The sequence below is a fragment of the Ectopseudomonas composti genome, assembly GCF_001567565.1.
GTDB classification, from domain to species: Bacteria; Pseudomonadota; Gammaproteobacteria; order Pseudomonadales; family Pseudomonadaceae; genus Aquipseudomonas; species Aquipseudomonas composti_A.
On record NZ_LSSW01000021.1, the window covers coordinates 157,838 to 176,389 of the forward strand.

Annotated in this window: 13 protein-coding genes, 1 pseudogene and 1 riboswitch; of the genes and pseudogenes, 7 read left to right on the forward strand and 7 right to left on the reverse strand. The window is 63.6% G+C overall.

The genetic code is table 11. The features are described from left to right. Positions 1-61: 61 nt before the first annotated feature. The 5 genes from PCLY_RS08045 (at position 62) to PCLY_RS08060 (ending at position 5,393) form a co-directional block, all read left to right on the forward strand. Entirely contained in the window at positions 62-550 is a 489-nt protein-coding gene (locus tag PCLY_RS08045; protein ID WP_082768038.1) for a carboxymuconolactone decarboxylase family protein, read from the forward strand. A 186-nt stretch (positions 551-736) separates the two neighbouring features. Continuing rightward, positions 737-2,881 carry a TonB-dependent receptor family protein gene (locus tag PCLY_RS08050; protein ID WP_061238773.1) on the forward strand — a complete coding sequence of 715 codons (2,145 nt, stop codon included), beginning with the start codon at positions 737-739 and terminating at the stop codon, positions 2,879-2,881. An 85-nt stretch (positions 2,882-2,966) separates the two neighbouring features. Continuing rightward, the gene (locus PCLY_RS24430) at positions 2,967-3,692 is read left to right on the forward strand and encodes an HNH endonuclease (protein WP_082768039.1); all 726 of its coding nucleotides are present in this window, start codon (positions 2,967-2,969) and stop codon (positions 3,690-3,692) included. A 248-nt stretch (positions 3,693-3,940) separates the two neighbouring features. Beyond that, positions 3,941-4,510, forward strand: a complete 570-nt coding sequence (gene abiEi, locus PCLY_RS08055) for a type IV toxin-antitoxin system AbiEi family antitoxin (protein WP_061238774.1) — start codon at positions 3,941-3,943, stop codon at positions 4,508-4,510. Next, positions 4,497-5,393, forward strand: coding sequence for a nucleotidyl transferase AbiEii/AbiGii toxin family protein (locus tag PCLY_RS08060; RefSeq protein WP_061238775.1), 897 nt, complete (start codon positions 4,497-4,499; stop codon positions 5,391-5,393). Before abiEi ends, PCLY_RS08060 begins: the two co-directional genes overlap by 14 nt. A 63-nt stretch (positions 5,394-5,456) precedes the next feature. On the opposite strand, the gene cobF is transcribed toward PCLY_RS08060, so the two are convergent. The 6 genes and pseudogenes from cobF to cobW all read right to left on the reverse strand — a co-directional run bounded on the left by cobF (position 5,457) and on the right by cobW (position 14,803). Beyond that, complete coding sequence (cobF, locus tag PCLY_RS08065) at positions 5,457-6,224, reverse strand: precorrin-6A synthase (deacetylating) (protein ID WP_061238776.1); 768 nt, start codon at positions 6,222-6,224, stop codon at positions 5,457-5,459. Beyond that, positions 6,221-6,931, reverse strand: a complete 711-nt coding sequence (locus PCLY_RS08070) for a vWA domain-containing protein (RefSeq protein WP_231740135.1) — start codon at positions 6,929-6,931, stop codon at positions 6,221-6,223. Before PCLY_RS08070 ends, cobF begins: the two co-directional genes overlap by 4 nt. Beyond that, positions 6,913-7,914 (reverse strand): ATP-binding protein, encoded by a 1,002-nt coding sequence (locus tag PCLY_RS08075; RefSeq protein WP_061238777.1) that lies wholly within the window; start codon positions 7,912-7,914, stop codon positions 6,913-6,915. The genes PCLY_RS08070 and PCLY_RS08075 overlap by 19 nt, the downstream gene beginning before the upstream one ends. Positions 7,915-7,975: 61 nt before the next feature. Then, positions 7,976-9,587, reverse strand: a pseudogene (locus PCLY_RS08080) (ATP-binding cassette domain-containing protein). A 330-nt stretch (positions 9,588-9,917) separates the two neighbouring features. Continuing rightward, complete coding sequence (cobN, locus tag PCLY_RS08085) at positions 9,918-13,664, reverse strand: cobaltochelatase subunit CobN (protein WP_061238778.1); 3,747 nt, start codon at positions 13,662-13,664, stop codon at positions 9,918-9,920. An 89-nt stretch (positions 13,665-13,753) separates the two neighbouring features. Then, positions 13,754-14,803 (reverse strand): cobalamin biosynthesis protein CobW, encoded by a 1,050-nt coding sequence (gene cobW, locus PCLY_RS08090; RefSeq protein ID WP_061238779.1) that lies wholly within the window; start codon positions 14,801-14,803, stop codon positions 13,754-13,756. A 94-nt stretch (positions 14,804-14,897) separates the two neighbouring features. Further along, positions 14,898-15,093, reverse strand: a riboswitch (cobalamin riboswitch). 86 nt (positions 15,094-15,179) lie between these two features. On the opposite strand from cobW, the gene PCLY_RS08095 reads away from it, so the two are divergent. Both PCLY_RS08095 and cobM read left to right on the forward strand, forming a co-directional pair. Continuing rightward, positions 15,180-15,614, forward strand: a complete 435-nt coding sequence (locus PCLY_RS08095; protein WP_061238780.1) for a cobalamin biosynthesis protein — start codon at positions 15,180-15,182, stop codon at positions 15,612-15,614. After that, on the forward strand, positions 15,611-16,366 hold the full coding sequence (gene cobM / locus PCLY_RS08100; RefSeq protein WP_061238781.1) for a precorrin-4 C(11)-methyltransferase: 756 nt from the start codon (positions 15,611-15,613) through the stop codon (positions 16,364-16,366). Before PCLY_RS08095 ends, cobM begins: the two co-directional genes overlap by 4 nt. Positions 16,367-16,660: 294 nt before the next feature. Here the strand turns inward: cobM and PCLY_RS08105 are convergent, their stop codons facing one another. Continuing rightward, the gene (locus tag PCLY_RS08105) at positions 16,661-18,286 is read right to left on the reverse strand and encodes a phosphoethanolamine transferase (protein WP_061238782.1); all 1,626 of its coding nucleotides are present in this window, start codon (positions 18,284-18,286) and stop codon (positions 16,661-16,663) included. Positions 18,287-18,552: the final 266 nt, after the last annotated feature.

Below are 18,552 nucleotides of genomic sequence, written 5' to 3' on the forward strand. Positions count from 1 at the left end.
AGATTCGTGTCTACCGGGTCAGGCCGAACATGCCTTCGGCTGTCCCATAACGCGGATACGGATGATCACCATGAGCCAGCGCCTCGACTACTTCGCACTCTCTCCCAAGGCCTCCGGCAAGTACGCCGAGTTCTCCATGCTGCTGACCCGCAGCCCGTTCCTCGCGCCACTGGCCCACCTGGTCATGCTGCGTGCATCGCAGATCAACGGCTGCGCCTTCTGCGTCGACATGCACGTGAAGGAAGCGAAGATCCATGGCGATCGCGAACTGCGCCTGCACCATGTCGCCGTATGGCGCGAGTCACCGCTGTTCTCGGAGCAGGAACGCGCCGCGTTGGAGTGGACGGAAGTCCTGACCCAGCTGCCACCACACGGTGTGTCCGATGCCATCTACGCCAGCGTGCGCGAGCAATTCTCCGAACAGGAACTGTCGGAGCTGAGCTTCCTGGTGGTCGCCATCAACGGCTGGAACCGCCTCAACGTGGCCTTCCGCACCGTGCCCGGCTCCGCCGACAAGGCATTCGGCCTGGACAAGGCCGGCCTGGCCTGAGGTTTATCCACAGACGGCGGTCGGCCTGTTGCGCGACCGCCCTGCCTTGCTCCTCCCTGAGCGCCCCGCTGCACGGCACGGGCATAGTCGGCATGATGTGCCCCCCGCGCCAGCACCCGGCTAGCGTGACGAATCCCCGTCGGCCTTCATCTGACACACTCGCCGCCCGCTCAACGGAGCTCTTGCATGCTGCCCCTGCCGTTTTCCCGCCAACCTGCCCGCCTCACCCTGCTCGCCCTCGCCTGCCTGAACAGCCACAGCGCCTTCGCCGAAGAGCCTGTGCAGCTCGACGCGTTGCAGGTCAACGGAGTACAGCTGAGCGAAGTGGAGGCCGCACGCGAGGACCTCGCGCGAGTGCCCGGCGGCACCAACCTGGTGGACATGAACAAGGTCGAACAGGGCCGCGTGGCCGGCGTCGCCGACGTGCTGGCCTACCAGCCCGGTGTCTACGCGCAGTCACCCGGTAACGAGGGCGTGAAGGTGAGCGTGCGCGGCTCGGGGATCAACCGTGGTACCGGCTCGCACGCCTCCGGCACCCATATCATGCTCGACGGCCTGCCGCTGACCGGCTCTGGCGGCACGCCCTATGAGCTGCTGGAACCCTTGTGGATAAGTCGCGCCGAAGTACTGCGCGGCGCCAACGGTTTCGACCGCGGTTCGCTGGCCCTGGGCGGTGCCATCGACTACATCACCCACACCGGCTATACCGCACCCAAGCTGCAACTGCGCTATGAAGCAGGCAGCCGCGGCTATCAGAAACGCAGCATCGCCTCCGGCCAGGTATTGGGCGATCTCGACTACTACCTGGCCCTCACCGACAGCCACACCGACGGTTATCAGGAGCACTCATCGGGCAAGGGCAAAGGCATCGCCGCCAACGTCGGCTATCGCCTCAACGACAACCTGGATACGCGCTTCTACCTGCGCCACCGCGAGACCGAGCACGAGGTTCCGGGCCGCCTGACCAAGGTACAGATCGGACATGACCCACGCGCAGCGGCGAGCAACAACCTGCGCATCGACGCTCACCGCGACCAGCCCGGCAGCACCTGGCTGGCGAACAAGACCACCTGGCACATCGACGAAGACGCCACCCTGGTGGCGGGTGTGGCCTATCACCACTACCCGATGGATATCGTCGAAAACAGCTCGCCCAACGGCAACACCTACCGCGTCCGCGTGGACTACAGCGATATCAGCGGCACCCTGAACTACACCCGTCGGCATACCCTGTTCGGACTCAACAGCACCACCACCCTCGGCCTGCGCAGCACCACCAACCTGCCCAGCAGCAAGTCGAAGGAAAACGCCGCCCTGCCGATTACCGTCGGTGGCACGACCTACCCGGCCGGTACTCTGATGCGCGCCTACGAGCACCTGGGCTCGGACACCGTGCTGCATATCGGCAACGAACTGGAATTGACCCCCGACCTGTGGCTGACCAGCGGCCTGGCGCTGATCTACACCCGCCGCGAAGTACAGGTGACCTGGCCCGCGACCGACGACAAGCTCAGCGAACATAGCTGGGACTACGCGCCACGCATCGGCCTGCGCTACCAGCTCAACCCCGACGTGCAGCTGTACGGCAACATCAGCCGCTCGGTGGAGCCACCGCATGCCTGGTCGATGATCTGGAGCTCGCCGCTGCGCTTCCCGGCTGGCAACCAGCCGTACAGCACCCGCCAGAGCACACCGATCTCGATGGATAACCAGACCGCCACCACCTTCGAAGTCGGCGCCCGTGGCGACTCGGCCATCGGTGAGTGGGACCTGGCCTACTACTACTCGCAGGTACGCCACGAGCTGCTCACCGTCGAGGTCGAGAACAACGTCTTCGCCGAATCCAACGCCAGCCCCACCGTGCACCAAGGCATCGAAGCCGGCCTCAACAGCCCGCTATGGCAAGGCGGCGCCGCTGGCGCGCTGAGCCTGCGCCAGGCCTACACCTTCAGCGACTTCCACTACCGCGATGACGACACCTTCGGCGACAACCGCCTGCCCGGCCTGCCGCGCCACTACTACCAGGCGGAACTGCGCTACGACCACCCGAGCGGCTTCTATGCGGGCTTAAACACCCAATACGCCTCCAGAGTCGCGGTGGACTACGCCAACTCCTACCATGCCGATGCCTACGCCACCTTCGGCGCCACCCTCGGCTACGCCTCGCCGAAAGACGACTGGCAAACCTGGCTCGACCTGCGCAACCTCACCGACAAACGCTATGCCGCCACCGTGACGCCGGGCTATAACGACAACGGCGCTGATGTAGCGCGCTCCACACCTGGGGAAGGGGTTGGGGTGTATACGGGGGTTTCTTGGAGTTGGTTGTAGGACCACGGAACTGACTTGGAGATGGTGGAAAACGCTTCGCGGTTTTCCACCCTACGGACTATTCATCGAGGCAATTTAGGTAGCTATGGCAGTAACCACCGGACATGGAAATCCAAAATGGACACGAGAAGAAGTAATCCTCGCTCTGGAGCTATACCTTGAATGCAGACCGCGTATTCCTTCTGCTTCGGATCCCAGAGTCAAAGCACTCTCCGAAACCTTGCGAGCCTTTCCCCATCACAGCGCTGCTGCCCGCAAAGCCTCCTTCCGTAACGCTGATGGAGTTGCTTTTAAGCTTCAGAACTTGCGCCAAGTAGATACTGGACTAGGCCTAGGGAACATTTCACAAACAGACCGCTCGGTTTGGGAGGAGCTTGGCTCATCTCAAAACAGAGTAAAGGAACTAGCAGCCCTTATCAGAGCTGGGCTTGATACGTTGAATGAAGTGCGAGAAAGCCAAGCAGAATATGAGGCTTTTGCGGAGGGGCGTGTCGTAACAGAAACGCATCTTCGCCGGGAAAGAAGGCCCGAGCTTCGTACTCGCCTTATAGAACTGAGAAAGAAAAAAGACCGCTTTGTCTGCGAGATTTGTGGGAAAAAACCAGACGTCCTTGACGACATACTTGCAGAATCAATCTATGAAGCTCACCACGTCATCCCACTAGCGATAGGGGACGAACGCAGTACCAGAGTTTCAGATATGGCTTTGTTGTGCGCTTGTTGCCATAGGCTGATTCACAAAGCTATCGCCCATCAAAAACGCTGGATCAGTATTCCAGAAGCAAGAAAACTCATATATGGATATGAGTAAGACCGGCCAACAGGCTCCGGGCATAGGACAAATAACAACCATCTTGCCCACCGTTTCTGACCTCAGTCCTGCACCGTACCTTCCTTCCTCAACAACTAGCTGTCCATGATCCAGCCGTTGCGCTCGCGTGCCCCAGTAGATACTCAGGGCCTGGCCGACGAAGCGGCGGTCGCCTCATCAAGTATTGTCCCATTGCCATAACTCAACGGTAAGTTACACTTATCGTCACTTACCGTTGAGTCAGCCTCATGAACCAACGCAGCGAAACAACCCAGCCCATACGCCGCCTCTATGACGGCCTGAGCCGCTTGGCGAGCCCCGAGCGCTACCTGTTCACGCCTTCGGACATGCGCGCCCTGGTGCCGGATATTTCCGCTGAGGCCTACCGCGCATTGCTCAGCCGCGCAGCCCGGGACGACAAGTTGGGGCGTCTCTGCCGTGGACTCTATTTCTATCGGCCAGCCAAGCCGACAACCGGCCTGTTGCTGTTTCATGCCGCAGCGCGCCTGCGCGCACATGAATTCAACTACATAAGCCTGGAAACGGCGCTGAGCGACGCGGGCATCATCTCGCAGATCCCCATGAACTGGATCACGCTGATGTCGTCGGGCCGCAGCAGCCTGATCAAATGCGGTTCGTGGGGCACCATCGAATTCGTCCACACCGCACAGAAAGCCGAGGCACTCTCAGGGCAACTCGATTACGACAGCAGGTGCCGGATGTGGCGAGCCAAGCCCGCACAGGCCATCCGTGATATGAAGGCGGCAAAAAGGAATCTCGACCTGATCGACTGGAGCATCGCCAATGAGTTTGTTTGACCAGTTGGTAGACCAGGCCATCGACAGCCACACCGAGCTGGCCAACCTGCGCGTCGTGGTGGAAAAGGAACTGCTGCATCACGACATCATGCTGGTGTTGAGCGAGGCCGGCCTGCTCGAGAAGCTGTGCTTTATCGGCGGAACCTGTCTGCGAGCCTGTTATGGCTCCAACCGCCTGAGTGAGGATCTGGACTTCACCGGCGGCGCCGATTTCAACCGAGACGATTTCGCTCAGTTGAGGGCCATCCTGATCGAAAGGCTGCAGACGAAATACAGCCTGCAGGTAGACGTCAGCGAACCAAGCAGGGAGTCCGGAAACGTCGATACCTGGAAACTGAGGGTACAGACGCGCCCGGACGCGCGACACCTGCCTGCCCAGCGCATTCATATCGATATCTGCGCCATCCCGAGCTACATGAGCACGCCCAGAACACTACTCAACCCCTATGGAGTGGACATGGGCACTCAGGGCCTGATCCTCAACGCCGAAGCGCTCGAGGAAATCTATGTCGACAAGATTCTCGCCTTTGCGCTCAGGCAAGGGCGAATCAAGAGTCGCGATCTCTGGGATCTGCTCTGGTTGAAGCAGCAGAAGATAGAGCCGGCATTAGAACTGCTTCCAGCCAAGCTCAACGACCACAAGGTAACGGCACAAGCCTTTCTGGAAAAAGCCGCGCAGCGTTCCACTACGCTGATCGACGACCAGCAGGTGAAGGCGGATTTTCGCAATGAAATGCAGCGTTTTCTGCCGGCCCAACTCGTTGAACAGACGGTGAACGACGACCGATTCTGGGCTTATCTGACCGATGAGATTCCGCGCTTGATACGCCGCGTGCAAAACAGCCTCAAGCCCGAAGACCGCTCCGATCACTTCATGATGTAAGCGGTCTGGTCTTGTACTGCCGTATGGTGTGGACAACGCTCTGCTTGTCCACCGTTTCTGACCTCAGCCCTGCACCGTACCTTCCTTACGCAACAAATAACTATCCATGATCCAGCCATTGCGCTCCCGCGCTTCGGCACGAGTCGTGGCGATGCGTTCGGCCACTTCGTCCAGCGGGCCGGCAATCAGGATTTCATCGGCGGTACCGACGTAGGCGCCCCAGTAGATATGCAGGCCCTGGCCGACGAAGCGGCGGTAGGTGTCTTTGGCATCGAGCATCACCGCTACGCTGTCCACACCTTGCGGCCAGCCTTCGGCGAGCAGGCGGCCGGTGGTGATTTCCACGGCACGGCCGATGCTGTTGAGCGGGATGCGATGGCGCGCGGTCAGCGCCTGCAGGCTGGTGATGCCGGGGATCACGTCATAGACGAAGTCGCTACGGCGTGCGGCGATGGCCTCGATGATGCGGATGCTGCTGTCGTACAACGATGGGTCGCCCCAAACCATAAAGGCCGCCGTCTCGCCGTCCGCCATCTGCTCGTCGATAAGCTGCTCGAACACCGCCTGCTTGTCGCGATTGAGCTCGTCGACGCTGGCGCGGTAGTCGGCGGCTTCGCGCTCGCGCTCCGGCTGCACGCCTTCGGCGAAACGCGGCGTGTGACCATCGAGGAAGCGTGCGCAAATTTCGCGGCGCAGGGCGTTGAGCTTGTGCTTGGCCGCGCCCTTGTCCATCAGGAAGATCACGTCGCTGCGGCGCAGTGCCTTGATCGCCTGGTAGGTGATGTAGTCCGGGTCGCCGGCGCCGATGCCGACCAGCAGCAGGGTTTTCATGAGGTTCTCCAGGTGCGTCCCGGCACGCCGGGCGCCAGGTCGTCGATATGGTGGTAGTCGGCCTGCAGCGCCTGCGCCAGTTGACGCGCGCGGCCCAGACGGATGGGCGCGCGCTCGGTGTCGAGCAGCAGGGTTGGGCATGACAGCGGCGCCAGATTTGGCAGGTCACGCAGGCGGCCGTCGGTGAGGATCAGCAGACGCTGGCGTTCGTGCGGTTTCGCGCGCTGGCGACACAGCAACCAGTCACCCGCCTGAGTCAGCGCATCGAGCAACGGCGTGCCACCACCAGCGCCCAGTTCCTGCAACCAGCGATGCAGCTCGGCGCTGGCCTTGCGCCCCTGCCATAGCCACTGCGCCTCGCGGCCACCGGCCTGCAAAACCGCCAGCCGCGCGCGCTGGCGATAGGCGCTGTCGAACAGCTCGGCAAGCACACCCTTGGCCAGGCTCAACGCACCATGGCGGCGGGTCGAGGCGGAAGCATCCACCAGCACCAGCCATAGCTCCTCGGCTTGCTGGCTGCGTGGTCGCATTACCAGTTGCTCACGGCGTTGCGGCCGCCCCTGACGCAGGGTCGCCGCCCAGTCGATACGCCCGTGCGCGCCCGCTCGTACGGCGCCACGCAGGCCGCCGCCAAGTTTTCCGGGCCGGTTACGGGCATCCGCGCCTGTGGCTGTGCGCGGGCGGATGCTCAGGACTTTTTTGGCCAGCGCGGCGGCACGCGCCGCTCGCCCATAACCTGTGGTTGCGCGGGCAGTTCGCCCCACTGGCCTTCGCCCTGCTGTTGCTCCTGCGCCTGTTGCGGCGCCTGGCTCTGTTCGGGCGACGTGGAAGCAGGCGGTTGTTGCTGGCGACGGCGATGACGCAGAACGAAGTCTTCCACCGCATCGATATCCACAGGCTCGATGCCCGCAGCGCCACGCCAGGCGGCATGAGCACGGGCGGCGCGCAGCCAGACCAGATCGGCGCGCAGGCCGTCGACGCCAGCGGCGAAGCAACGCTGGCTGATCTCGCCCAGGGCCGCATCATCCAGCGCAATATCGGCCAGACGCTGGCGGGCGTTCTGGCAGCGCGCGGCCAGGGCAGCCTGCTCATGCTGCCAACGCTGCAGAAAGGCGGCGGGGCCGGCATCGAAGGCCAGACGACGACGGACGATCTCGGCGCGCTCGGCCGGCTGCGGCTGACCATCCAGCGCCAGGTTGAGGCCAAAACGGTCGAGCAGTTGCGGGCGCAGTTCGCCCTCCTCGGCATTCATGGTGCCGATCAGCACGAAGCGCGCGGCGTGGCGATGGGAGATGCCGTCACGCTCGACATGGTTGACCCCGCTGGCGGCGGCATCGAGCAGCAGGTCGACCAGATGATCCGGCAACAGGTTGACCTCATCGACATACAACACGCCGCCATCAGCACGCGCCAGCAGACCTGGGGAAAACTGCGCGCGGCCCTCGCCCAGTGCAGCGTCCAGATCCAGGGTGCCGACGATGCGCTCCTCGCTCGCTCCCAGCGGCAGGGTGACGAAGCGCCCGCCATCGAGTAGATCGGCCAGACCACGGGCCAGGGTGGATTTGGCCATGCCGCGCGGCCCCTCGATCAGCACCCCGCCAATGGCCGGATCGATAGCCGCCAGGCACAGCGCCAGCTTCAACGAATCGGCACCGACCACGGCGGCGAGGGGGAAGTGATGTTCGGTCATGGCGGCATTCACTGGCGGCAAAAGTCGGCATTGTAGACCAGAGCCCTCGGCCACTGGCGTTTCACAAGACCTCATGCAGCCAACCGCTGGCCGTCCACTGCAGCTGGTCGGTCAACGCCAGCGCATCGAGAAAGGCAGCATCATGGGAAATCACCAGCAACGCCCCTCGATATGCTCGAAGAACGTGCTCCAGAGCCAGGCGCGAGTCGAGATCGATATGGTTGTCCGGTTCGTCCAACAGCAACAATTGCGGCGGCGGATCGCTCGCCAGCACACCCGCCAGCGCCACCTTCAGGCGCTGACCACCGCTGAGCCTGGAGCTGGGCAGCAGCGCCGCCTCGGCCTCCAAACCCAAATGCACCAAACGTGTACGCAACAGGCTCTCGGCGCTACCCGGCGCCAATCGTTGAAGATGCTCCAAAGCCGACTCTTGCAAGTCCAGCCCGTGCAGATGCTGGTCGAGAATGGCCCAGGGCACCTCGACTCGGCACTCACCCGCCAGCGGCGCCAGACGACCGGCGAGTACCGCGAGCAGGCTGGACTTGCCGCAACCATTGGGGCCAAGCACGGCAACCCGGCGCGAACCGAACAGCTCGAAATCCGGCAACGGCGCTTTACCAAACGGCAGACGCAGATCACGCCAGTACAGTACCCGACGCCCTGACGGCAGGGGCTCGGTCGGTGCATGCAGAATCACCGGACTGTTCCTCCAGCACCGCTGCGGCGGCTTCGCGTACCAGCTCATCGAGCTGCTGACGGCGTGCCTCCAGGCGCTTGGCAGTGCGCCCGGCGCTGCTTTCACTACGGCCCTTCTGCATGTCGAGCAGGATTTTCGCCTGGTTGCTGTCCTTGCCCTGGCGACGGCCGCTGGCACTGCGCTGTTGCTGACGCTCGTGCTGCTGACGCAGTTCACGCTCGCCTCGTTTGCGCTCGACGCGGGCGCTGTCCAGTGCCTGCAGAGCGGCTTCACGCTGCTGCTCGCGGCTGGCCTGGTAGAAGGCATAGCTACCGCCATAGCTGCGCAAGCCGGCTGCGGACAGCTCGACGGTGCGCTGCATGCCGGCCAGAAGTTCACGGTCATGACTGATCAACACCAGACCGCCGCGCCAGTTCGCCAGACGTTGGCCCAGACGCTTGCGGCTGGGCAGATCGAGGTGGTTGCCGGGTTCGTCGAGAATCAGCATGTCAGCTTCCGCCAGCAAGGCACCGAGCAGAGCCACGCGACCGCACTCGCCACCGCTTAGCTGCGTCGCAGCCGTCTGCAGGTCTAGGTGAGCAAGGCCTTCACCCTGCAGGGCGCCTTGCAGCCGCTCGGTCACATCCCAGCGGCCATCGAGGCTCTCGATATCATCGGCTTGCGGCTCACCGCGGATCACCCGCTGCAAGGCATCGAACCACGGCGCACATCCCATCAGGTCGACGACCCTCGCGCCAGGCGCAGCCACGATACGTTGCGGCAGATAGACGATGCGCCCCTGGCGTAAAACATGCCCCTCGCTGGGCTGCAGCTCGCCGGCCAGCAAGCGACCGAGCACAGTCTTGCCAACACCATTGCGCCCTACCAGACCTGTGTGGCGGTTATCGAAGACTTCGCTGAGCACCTCGAACAGCGTGGCGCCGTCGGCAAAGCGAAAAGAAACGCGCTCGAGCGCGATATGCGGGGAATCGGTCATCCATGCCTCCAGGCAATGCCGTGAAAACGCGCGGACTAAGGCCGCGATCGATCACTGGTCGTGCGAGCACGACGGCATTACTGACGCATTGGACGAGACTCCTAAAAAGACAGGCTGTGTGAGTCTAGAGCGAAGCCTGTCAATCACAAAGGTTTCGCTCACTTGAGGCGTGCCGCTTAGGGCTAAGTTTCTTCACTATTCAACAGCGGCTGTAGCCCGGATGAAATCCGGGGCCGTTTGCAAGATTCCCGGATTGCATCCGGGCTACGGACTGATCTCCCTCTCCTCCGGCCCCTCTCCCATAAATGGGAGAAGGGAGAAAAGCGCGCATCAACTTTCCTCACTATCGAGCAGCAGATTCTCCAGCGCTTCGCGGTACTCGCCGGGATTCTGCCACAGGCCGCGTTGCTGAGCTTCGAGCAGACGTTCGAGAATATCGTTGAGCGCGCCGGGGTTGTGCTGCTGGATAAAGTCGCGGGTGTCCTTGTCGAGCAGGTAGGCATCGGTGAGCAGCGCGTACTGGTGGTCATCGACCAGTTCGCTGGTGGCGTCGAAGGCGAACAGGTAGTCGATGGTCGCGGCCAGTTCGAAGGCGCCCTTGTAGCCGTGGCGCTTCATGCCTTCGATCCACTTGGGGTTGGCCGCGCGGGCACGCACCACGCGGTTCAGCTCTTCCTTGAGGCTGCGGATGCGCGGCGTATCCGGCTGGCTGTTGTCGCCAAAATAGCTGGCCACCTTGAGCCCGCGCAGGGTTTCCACCGCCGCCAGCATGCCGCCCTGGAACTGGTAGTAATCGTTGGAATCGAGAATGTCGTGCTCGCGGTTGTCCTGGTTGTGCAGCACCGCCTGCATCTGCTCCAGGCGCTCGGCGAACTGCTCGCGGGCCGGCGCGCCCTCGGCGCCGCTACCGTAGGCATAGCCGCCCCAGTTCAGATAAACCTCGGCCAGGTCCGCACGGCTCTGCCACAGGCGTTCTTCGATGGCATTCTGCACGCCCGCGCCATAGGCGCCGGGCTTGGAGCCGAATACCCGCCAACCGGCCTGGCGCCGCGCTTCGGCTTCATCCAGGCCGCCATCCTTCAATGCCAACGACTCGCGCCAGACCCTCGCCGACAGCGGGTTCATGTCTTCCGGCTCGTCCAGTTCGATCACCGCCTGCACGGCCTCATCGAACAGACGAATCAGGTTGCTGAAGGCGTCGCGGAAGAAGCCCGACACGCGCAGGGTGACATCCACCCGTGGCCGGCCCAGCTGCTCCAGCGGCAGCACTTCGAAACGTTCGACGCGCTGGCTGCCAGGCTGCCAAACCGGACGCACGCCGAGCAGCGCCAGGGCCTGGGCGATATCGTCGCCGCCAGTGCGCATGGTCGCCGTGCCCCATACTGACAGGCCGAGCTGGCGCAGGTGATCGCCCTCGTCCTGCAGATGGCGTTCGAGCAAACGGTCAGCGGCTTGCACGCCGAGGCGCCAAGCAGTCGGCGTGGGCAGATGGCGCACGTCGACGGTGAAGAAGTTGCGCCCCGTAGGCAGCACATCCAGACGCCCGCGACTCGGCGCACCGCTTGGCCCTGCCGGGACGAAACGCCCTTCCAGCGCCGCCAGCAAGCCACCCATCTCGGCGCCGCCACAGGCATCAAGCAAGGGTGCAACGTGCCCGGCCAGGCCGTCGAGAATCAACGCCACCTCATCACCAAAGGCTTCGCTGCGCTCGCCTGCCAGACGCTGCTCGATCAGCCTCAGCGCCAGCAGCTCCAGGCGCTCACGGGTATCGCCAACGCTGCGCCACAGGCTGTTATCCACAGCCAGCAGGGCCTGTGGACGCGGCCCAGCCCAGAGCTGGCCCATGTCGCAGTCCAGCGGGTCGAGGCCCAGCTCCAGGCCACGCGCCAGCGCACGCAGCAGGCTGGCATTCGCCCCCTGGCCGTCGCCACGGGGAATACGCAGCAGCGCCAGCAAGGTGTCGCGACGAAGTTGTCCACTGGGCGACTCGCCGAATACATGCAGGCCATCGCGAATCTGCGATTCCTTGAGGTCGCACAGGTAGGCATCGAGCTGCGGCAGCCAGCTATCGGCATCGTCGTTCAGTTGCAGGCCCAGCTCGCGGTCGAGGCTGGCTTCGCGCACCTTGTTCAGAATCTCGCCGCGCAGCTCGACAGCGCGGCGCTGGTCGAGCTGGCTGGCCTCGAAGTACTCGTCGGCCAGGCGCTCCAGATCGCGCAACGGGCCGTAGCTTTCGGCGCGGGTCAAAGGCGGCATCAGGTGGTCGATGATCACCGCCTGGGTACGCCGCTTGGCCTGCGCGCCCTCGCCCGGATCATTGACGATAAAGGGGTAGATATTGGGTAGCGGGCCAATCAGCGCCTGCGGCCAGCAGCCTTCGGACAGACCGACGCTCTTGCCCGGCAGCCACTCCAGATTGCCGTGCTTGCCGACGTGGATCAGCGCATCAGCGGCGAAGGCCGTGCGCAGCCAGGCGTAGAAGGCGATATAGCCGTGCGGCGGCACCAGGTCGGGGTCGTGGTACACCGCTGCTGCATCGAGCTGATAGCCGCGCGCCGGCTGGATGCCGACGAAGGTCAGGCCGAAGCGCAGGCCGGCGACCATCATCCGCCCGCTGCGAAACATCGGGTCGCGCTGTGGCTCGCCCCAGCGTTCGCGTACCGCCTGCTGGTTGGCCGGCGGCAGGCTGTGGAAAAACGCCAGGTAGTCATCCAGCGCCAGACTCTGCGCACAAGGCCGCGTATCCAGGCCATCGAGGTCGTTGGTAACGCCGCCTAGCAGGCTGTGGACAAGTTCGGAGCCGCTGCCCGGCAGGTTATCCACCGGGTAGCCCTGCGCCTGCAAAGCGCGGAGGATATTCAGCGCGGCGGCGGGCGTATCCAGGCCAACGCCATTGCCGATGCGCCCGTCGCGGGTCGGGTAGTTGGCAAGAACCAAGCCTATTCGCTTCTGATCGTTGCTTTTGATGGCCAACTGGCACCAGTTACGCGCCAATTCGGCGACGAAAGCCATCCCCGACTCATGCGCCTGGTAGCACACCACGTCGCTCTGGCTACGCTCGCTGCGCCAGGCCAGGCCCTTGAAGCTGATTGCCGGGCCGATCAGCCGGCCATCCAGCTCGGGCAGCACCACATGCATGGCCAGGTCGCGCGAACCGAGTCCCTGCGCGCTGGCCTGCCACTGCGCCTGGTTGTCCAGCGAGCAGATGGCCTGCAGCACCGGGATGTCACGGCGGAACACCCGTGCCTGCGGCGCCTCGGGGTTGGACAGGGCAAAACCGGTGGTATTGATGATCAGTGCGGCATTGGTTTCATCCAGCCAGGCCTGCACTTGCTCCAGGCAGGCCGTCTCCTTGAGGCTGGCCACGGCAATCGGCAGCGGGTTGAGGCCCTGACCGAGCAGGTGTTCGCAGAAGGTATCGACGAAGGCGGTATTCGCCGACTGTACGTGGTTGCGGTAAAACATTAGCGCCACGACGGGCGCATCCGGCTGCCACTGCGTCTGCCAGTCAGCCAGCGCCGCCGGGCTGCGCTGAGGGTGATAGAGGCCTACACGCGGCAGCGGTTGCGGCGCCTGCCACGTGTCGTCGCGGCCCAGCCAGCGGTTGCCGATGCAGCGGAACAACTGGCGGGCATTCTCCAAGCCGCCCTGGCGCAGGTACTGCCAGAGGCGCTGGCTGTCTTTCTCGTCAACGTTGCCGAGGGCGTTCAGCTCCGGGTCGGGCTTGTCGTCACCCGGCACCATGATCACCGTGGCACCACGCGCGCCCAGCTCAACCAGGCGCTCCACACCGTAGCGCCAGTAGCTCACCCCGCCATGCACCGAAATCAGGATGACCCTGGCGTGCTGCAGCACCTGCTCGACGTAGAAATCCACCGAAGCGTTGTTGCTCAGCTGCGCCGGGCTGGCCAGGCGCAGGCTGGGGTAGTCGGCCGGCAGCTGCCGCGCCGCTTCGGCCAGCAACGACAGGTGCGAATCCCCCGTGCACAGGATCACCAGCTCGGCAGGTGTCTGGCCAAGGTCGGCGATGCTGTCGGCCGGCAGTTGGGCGCCGGGCTGGGTGCGCAATAGATGCATGGTCGTTCCGGGGAAGGCGAATCGTGGGAGGGGCTTTAGCCGCGACCGGGTTCGCTACTAGTCGCGGCTAAAGCACCTCCCACAACCCCTCAGGCCAGCGCCGCCTTCAGCTCGGCCTCGATGGCCGCGCGGTCGAGCTGCTGGCCAATCACCACCAGGCGGCTGGTGCGCGGCTCGTCAGCCTGCCAGGCGCGGTCGAAGTGACGGTCGAAGCGCTGGCCGACGCCCTGCACCAGCAGGCGCATCGGCTTACCTGGGATGGCAGCGAAGCCTTTCACCCGCAGGATGCCGTACTTGGCCACGGCGTCCTTCAGCGCAGCCAGCAGGCGCGCCTCCTCGGCTTCCGGTAGTTCCACGTGGAACGAGTCGAATTCTTCGTGATCGTGGTCTTCGTCTTCATCGTCATGATGGGTGCGACGGCTGTCGATATGCAGCTCGGTTTCGCTGTTCAGGCCCAGCAGCACGTCCAGTGGCAGTTCGCCACCATGCGCCTCGATCACCTTCACCGCCGCCGGCAGCTCCTCGGCTACTTCGGCGCGCACGGCGGCCAGCGCCTCGGCGTCGAGCAGGTCGGCCTTGTTGAGGATGACCAGGTCGGCACTGGCCAACTGGTCGGCGAACAGTTCATGCAGCGGCGACTCATGGTCGAGGTTGGGGTCGAGCTTGCGCTGCTCGTCCACCTGATCAGGGAAGGCAGCGAAGGTGCCGGCGATCACTGCCGGGCTGTCGACCACGGTGATTACCGCATCGACCGTGCAGGCGTTGCGGATTTCCGGCCAGTTGAAGGCCTGCACCAGCGGCTTGGGCAGCGCCAGGCCGCTGGTCTCGATGAGGATATGGTCGAGGTCGCCACGACGCGCCACCAGCTCGCGCATCACCGGGAAGAATTCTTCCTGCACGGTGCAGCACAGGCAGCCGTTGGCCAGTTCGAAAACGCGGCCGTTGGCCTCCTCCTCGCTGCAACCGATGGAGCACTGCTTGAGGATTTCGCCATCGATGCCCAGCTCGCCGAACTCGTTGACGATCACCGCGATACGGCGGCCGCCGGCATTGGCCAGCAGATGGCGCAGCAGGGTAGTTTTACCGGCACCGAGAAAACCGGTGACGATGGTGACTGGCAGTTTGGCGAGGGTTTTCATGAAGGGCCCCGTGGCGTCGGTAAGTTCGGCGGACGGGTATGCGCAGGCAGGCACGCAGGAGCGTGCTGGCCGCGTCGGATCACCCCGTCCGAGCAAATGGCTGATTATCGAGGCAGGTCTCCTGGCTCACGGTCTGCGCGTTGCGTACCCTTCACCTTCCCGCCTGACGGCAGTGGCATATCGAAGGGTTTAAGACCGTTCACAGTTGCGGGGGCAGCCAGGGCGTCGACCCTGTTCCCTCTTAGCCTCCCGGCGATTTGCCCGGAAGAACCTCGAAAGCGAGAAGGCTACGCAGGCCGCGGCGGCCGGTCAATCGCGGTTGACCGCTGGCAGGTGCCATGATGAGCTAGGTTCCCCTCCGACACGAATGCCGCTCATGACCAGTAGCCACCTCGATCACCCCGCCGCCGCCCTCAGAGTGGTTGCCGGCCTGGGCTGTCGACGTGGCTGCGCACAGGAGGAGCTGCTTGACCTGCTGGCTCGCAGCCTGGCCCGCCATGAGTTGACTGTGGATAACCTGGCGGGACTGGCCAGCATCGCGCACAAGCACGACGAGCCAGGGCTGCATGAACTGGCCATGCGCCTGGACCTGGAGCTGTGGTTCTTCTCCCCCGACGACCTCGCGCCCTACCAGGCTGCGAACACCGCCAGCCTGCTCACTCAAGCTAGCACCGGCAGCCCCGCCGTCGCCGAACCCTGCGCCCTGGCACTCGCCGCTCGCCTGGGCGGCCACGCCCAGTTGCTCGGCATGAAGAACCGCAGCGCCAGCGCCACCTGTGCGCTGGCCACTTTCGATAGAGAACCTGCATGACCATCTACTTCATCGGCGCCGGCCCCGGCGACCCCGAGCTGATCACCGTCAAGGGCCAGCGCCTGATTCGTTCGTGCCCGGTGATTCTCTACGCCGGCTCGCTGGTGCCCGAAGCCGTGCTGCAGGGCCACAGTGCCGAGCAGGTGGTGAACACCGCCGAGCTGAACCTTGGCGAGATCGTCAGCCTGCTGCGCGAAGCCCACGAGCGCGGCCAGGACGTGGCTCGCGTGCACTCCGGCGACCCTTCACTGTACGGCGCCATCGGCGAGCAGATTCGCGAGCTGCGCACCCTGGGTATTCCCTTCGAGATCATCCCCGGCGTTACCGCTACCGCCGCCTGCGCCGCGTTTCTGGAAAGCGAGCTGACCCTGCCAGGCATCGCCCAGACGGTGATCCTGACCCGCTACGGCACCACGTCGCCGATGCCCGAGGGCGAACAACTGCACGACCTGGCGCGGCACCGCGCGACCATGGCCATTCATCTTGGTGTGCGCCAGCTACCCGCCATCGTCAGCGAACTGCTGCCGCACTACGGCGCAGACTGCCCCATCGCGGTTATCCACAGGGCGAGCTGGCCGGATCAGGATTGGGTACTGGGCACCCTGGCCGATATCGAAACGAAGGTCGCCGCCAAGGACTTTCGGCGCACGGCGCTGATACTCGTCGGACGCGTGCTCGACCCGGGGGCCTTCGCCGAGTCGGCGCTATACGACGTCCGGCACAAACACCTCTATCGCCCCGGTCACGACTGACGCCACTGATCAACTCGCCCATCGAGCAAGCTGCTGGAGAAAAAACGTACAAATCGCTCCAGGCCTTTAAGACAAAGGCCTGGAGATACTTATCAACAGATTGTGCGTAGCTTTGTCCAAAGCTGCAGTGAATAACTCAAAGCCTCTGGATTATTTATTGATCAAAGCGCTACAACCCTCGCTACTCAAGGGCTACAGCGCTTTACCCGCAAGATACCCACAGCATGATCCACACACTTTGTTAACAACCTCAGGCCTCATTCATTGAGCGGCATATCCGCGCGGCACCTGAGACTACTTCCGACAGTTGGCGAACAGATCCAAGCCGCGCTGATATTCCTGCGTATCGACCTGCAACAGGCCGAGCATCGAGTGAAACAGATTGTCCTGGCTATACGCCTGGCTGCTGGCCTGACGCAGGCACTGCTGATCCAGCGCGAAGTCCTGTTGATAGCCCTTGGAGAACCACATCAGCATCGGCACGTGGGTCTGCTCCGGTGGCGCCAGCGCATAGGGCGTACCGTGCAGGTAGAGGTTGAACTCACCCAGCGACTCGCCATGGTCGGACAGGTAGATGAACGCCGTATCGAGCGTGTCGGAGTGGGCGCGTAGCGTATCGATCATGCCGGCCAGCACGTGGTCGGTGTAAGCGATGGTGTTGTCGTAGGCGTTGATGATGTCCTGCTGCGAGCAGTCGTTGAGGGCATTGCTCGCGCAAACCGGCTCGAAGCGCTGAAGCGCCTGTGGATAACGCTTGTAGTAATCCGGCCCGTGGCTACCCATCTGGTGCAGCACCAGCACCGCATCGCCCTGCAGCTGATCCAGATAATGCTGCAGGCCATCGACCAGAATCGCGTCGTGGCATTCGCCATCGTTACAGAACTGCGGGTCTTTGCTGTCGCGCAGGTTACGGTTCTCGAGACGATCACAGGTGCCCTTGCAGCCGGACTGGTTGTCCAGCCAGGTGACCTTCAGACCGCTGCGCTGGAGGATATCGAGCAGGCCATCCTGATGCTCGGCGACGCTGGCCGAGTAATCGTGGCGGGCCATGCGCGAGAACATGCAGGGCACGGATACGGCCGTTTCCGTGCCACAGGAGGTCACCTGCGGGTAGCTCAGCAAGTCAGCCTGGCGCGCCAGCTCCGGCGTGGTATCGCGCGAGTAGCCAAGCACGCCGAAATGGTCGGCACGCGCGCTCTCGCCGATCACCAGCACGGTCAACGAGGGGCGCCGATGTTGCTTCCAGGCGGCATTGAGCTGGGCATCTTCGCCGATCTTTTGCCACGGCTGGTTGCCGCTGGCGACGCTATCGCGCAAGTAACCATAGCTCGCCGACAGGTAGTTGCTCGGCACCGCCAGCAGACGCAGCTCGTGATGGTTGCGCAACAGCGAGGCCAGCCCCTGGTATTGCGCCAAGGCCACGCCGAGCAGCACCGCCAGCGCCACCACGCCCATCGCCAGACGGCTCAGCAGACCGCGCCAGCGCGTGGTACGGCGCGCCAGCGGCAGCTTCCACAGCAGCAGCGAGGGCAGTACGCCAAACAACAGGAGGTAACCGGCCAATCGCCAGGAGAGCAGGTCACGCACCTCGTTGGCATCGGTTTGGGCCACATTGCGCAGCATTTCCCGATCGAGCAGCACGCCATACTCGTTCATGAAATACAGCGTCACTGCACTGCCGATAAACAGCACCATCAACAACGGCTTGAGCACGCGGCGGAAAGAAAAGGCCAGCAGGACCAAGGAGAAGATCGCCCAGAGCATGGCAGCGAAGGCCAACCCCAGCACGCCGCCATCGGTCGTGCCATGGAGCACTTGCTGCAGGTGCTGCCACAGCGGTCGGTTGTAGAACAGCACCAATATCGCCGCAGCCAGTGGGGCAAGCCATTCCGGGTGAATTCGAGCGCGGAGCGCGGACATACATCTTCAGCCTTGTGCCAGTTGATCGACAGCTCCAGGGAGCATGCCGCGCAGACTAGTGAGGGCCTTGTCAGCAAAGAGTGAAGCACTTGTCGAAAAAACGTGAATTGCACGTCCGCTATCAAGCGTCGACCTGGGCTGGAGGCAAGGTCTGAGGCGTTCAGCCTATTCGCGGCGCCGCGTCAGGCCTTGTTCGAAATACCCGGACAACAGGAAGTCGTATGCACCTGATACGGCAAGCTTCTTGCGAACTGCTCCAGGTTCAT

What these genes read in the sequence shown, in the direction of transcription:
- PCLY_RS08045 (WP_082768038.1), top strand. Translation starts at nt 62, where the DNA reads ATGATCACCATGAGCCAGCGCCTCGACTACTTCGCACTCTCTCCCAAG.
- PCLY_RS08050 (WP_061238773.1), top strand. Translation starts at nt 737, where the DNA reads ATGCTGCCCCTGCCGTTTTCCCGCCAACCTGCCCGCCTCACCCTGCTC.
- PCLY_RS24430 (WP_082768039.1), top strand. Translation starts at nt 2,967, where the DNA reads ATGGCAGTAACCACCGGACATGGAAATCCAAAATGGACACGAGAAGAA.
- abiEi (WP_061238774.1), top strand. Translation starts at nt 3,941, where the DNA reads ATGAACCAACGCAGCGAAACAACCCAGCCCATACGCCGCCTCTATGAC.
- PCLY_RS08060 (WP_061238775.1), top strand. Translation starts at nt 4,497, where the DNA reads ATGAGTTTGTTTGACCAGTTGGTAGACCAGGCCATCGACAGCCACACC.
- cobF (WP_061238776.1), bottom strand. Translation starts at nt 6,224, where the DNA reads ATGAAAACCCTGCTGCTGGTCGGCATCGGCGCCGGCGACCCGGACTAC.
- PCLY_RS08075 (WP_061238777.1), bottom strand. Translation starts at nt 7,914, where the DNA reads ATGACCGAACATCACTTCCCCCTCGCCGCCGTGGTCGGTGCCGATTCG.
- cobN (WP_061238778.1), bottom strand. Translation starts at nt 13,664, where the DNA reads ATGCATCTATTGCGCACCCAGCCCGGCGCCCAACTGCCGGCCGACAGC.
- cobW (WP_061238779.1), bottom strand. Translation starts at nt 14,803, where the DNA reads ATGAAAACCCTCGCCAAACTGCCAGTCACCATCGTCACCGGTTTTCTC.
- PCLY_RS08095 (WP_061238780.1), top strand. Translation starts at nt 15,180, where the DNA reads ATGACCAGTAGCCACCTCGATCACCCCGCCGCCGCCCTCAGAGTGGTT.
- cobM (WP_061238781.1), top strand. Translation starts at nt 15,611, where the DNA reads ATGACCATCTACTTCATCGGCGCCGGCCCCGGCGACCCCGAGCTGATC.
- PCLY_RS08105 (WP_061238782.1), bottom strand. Translation starts at nt 18,286, where the DNA reads ATGTCCGCGCTCCGCGCTCGAATTCACCCGGAATGGCTTGCCCCACTG.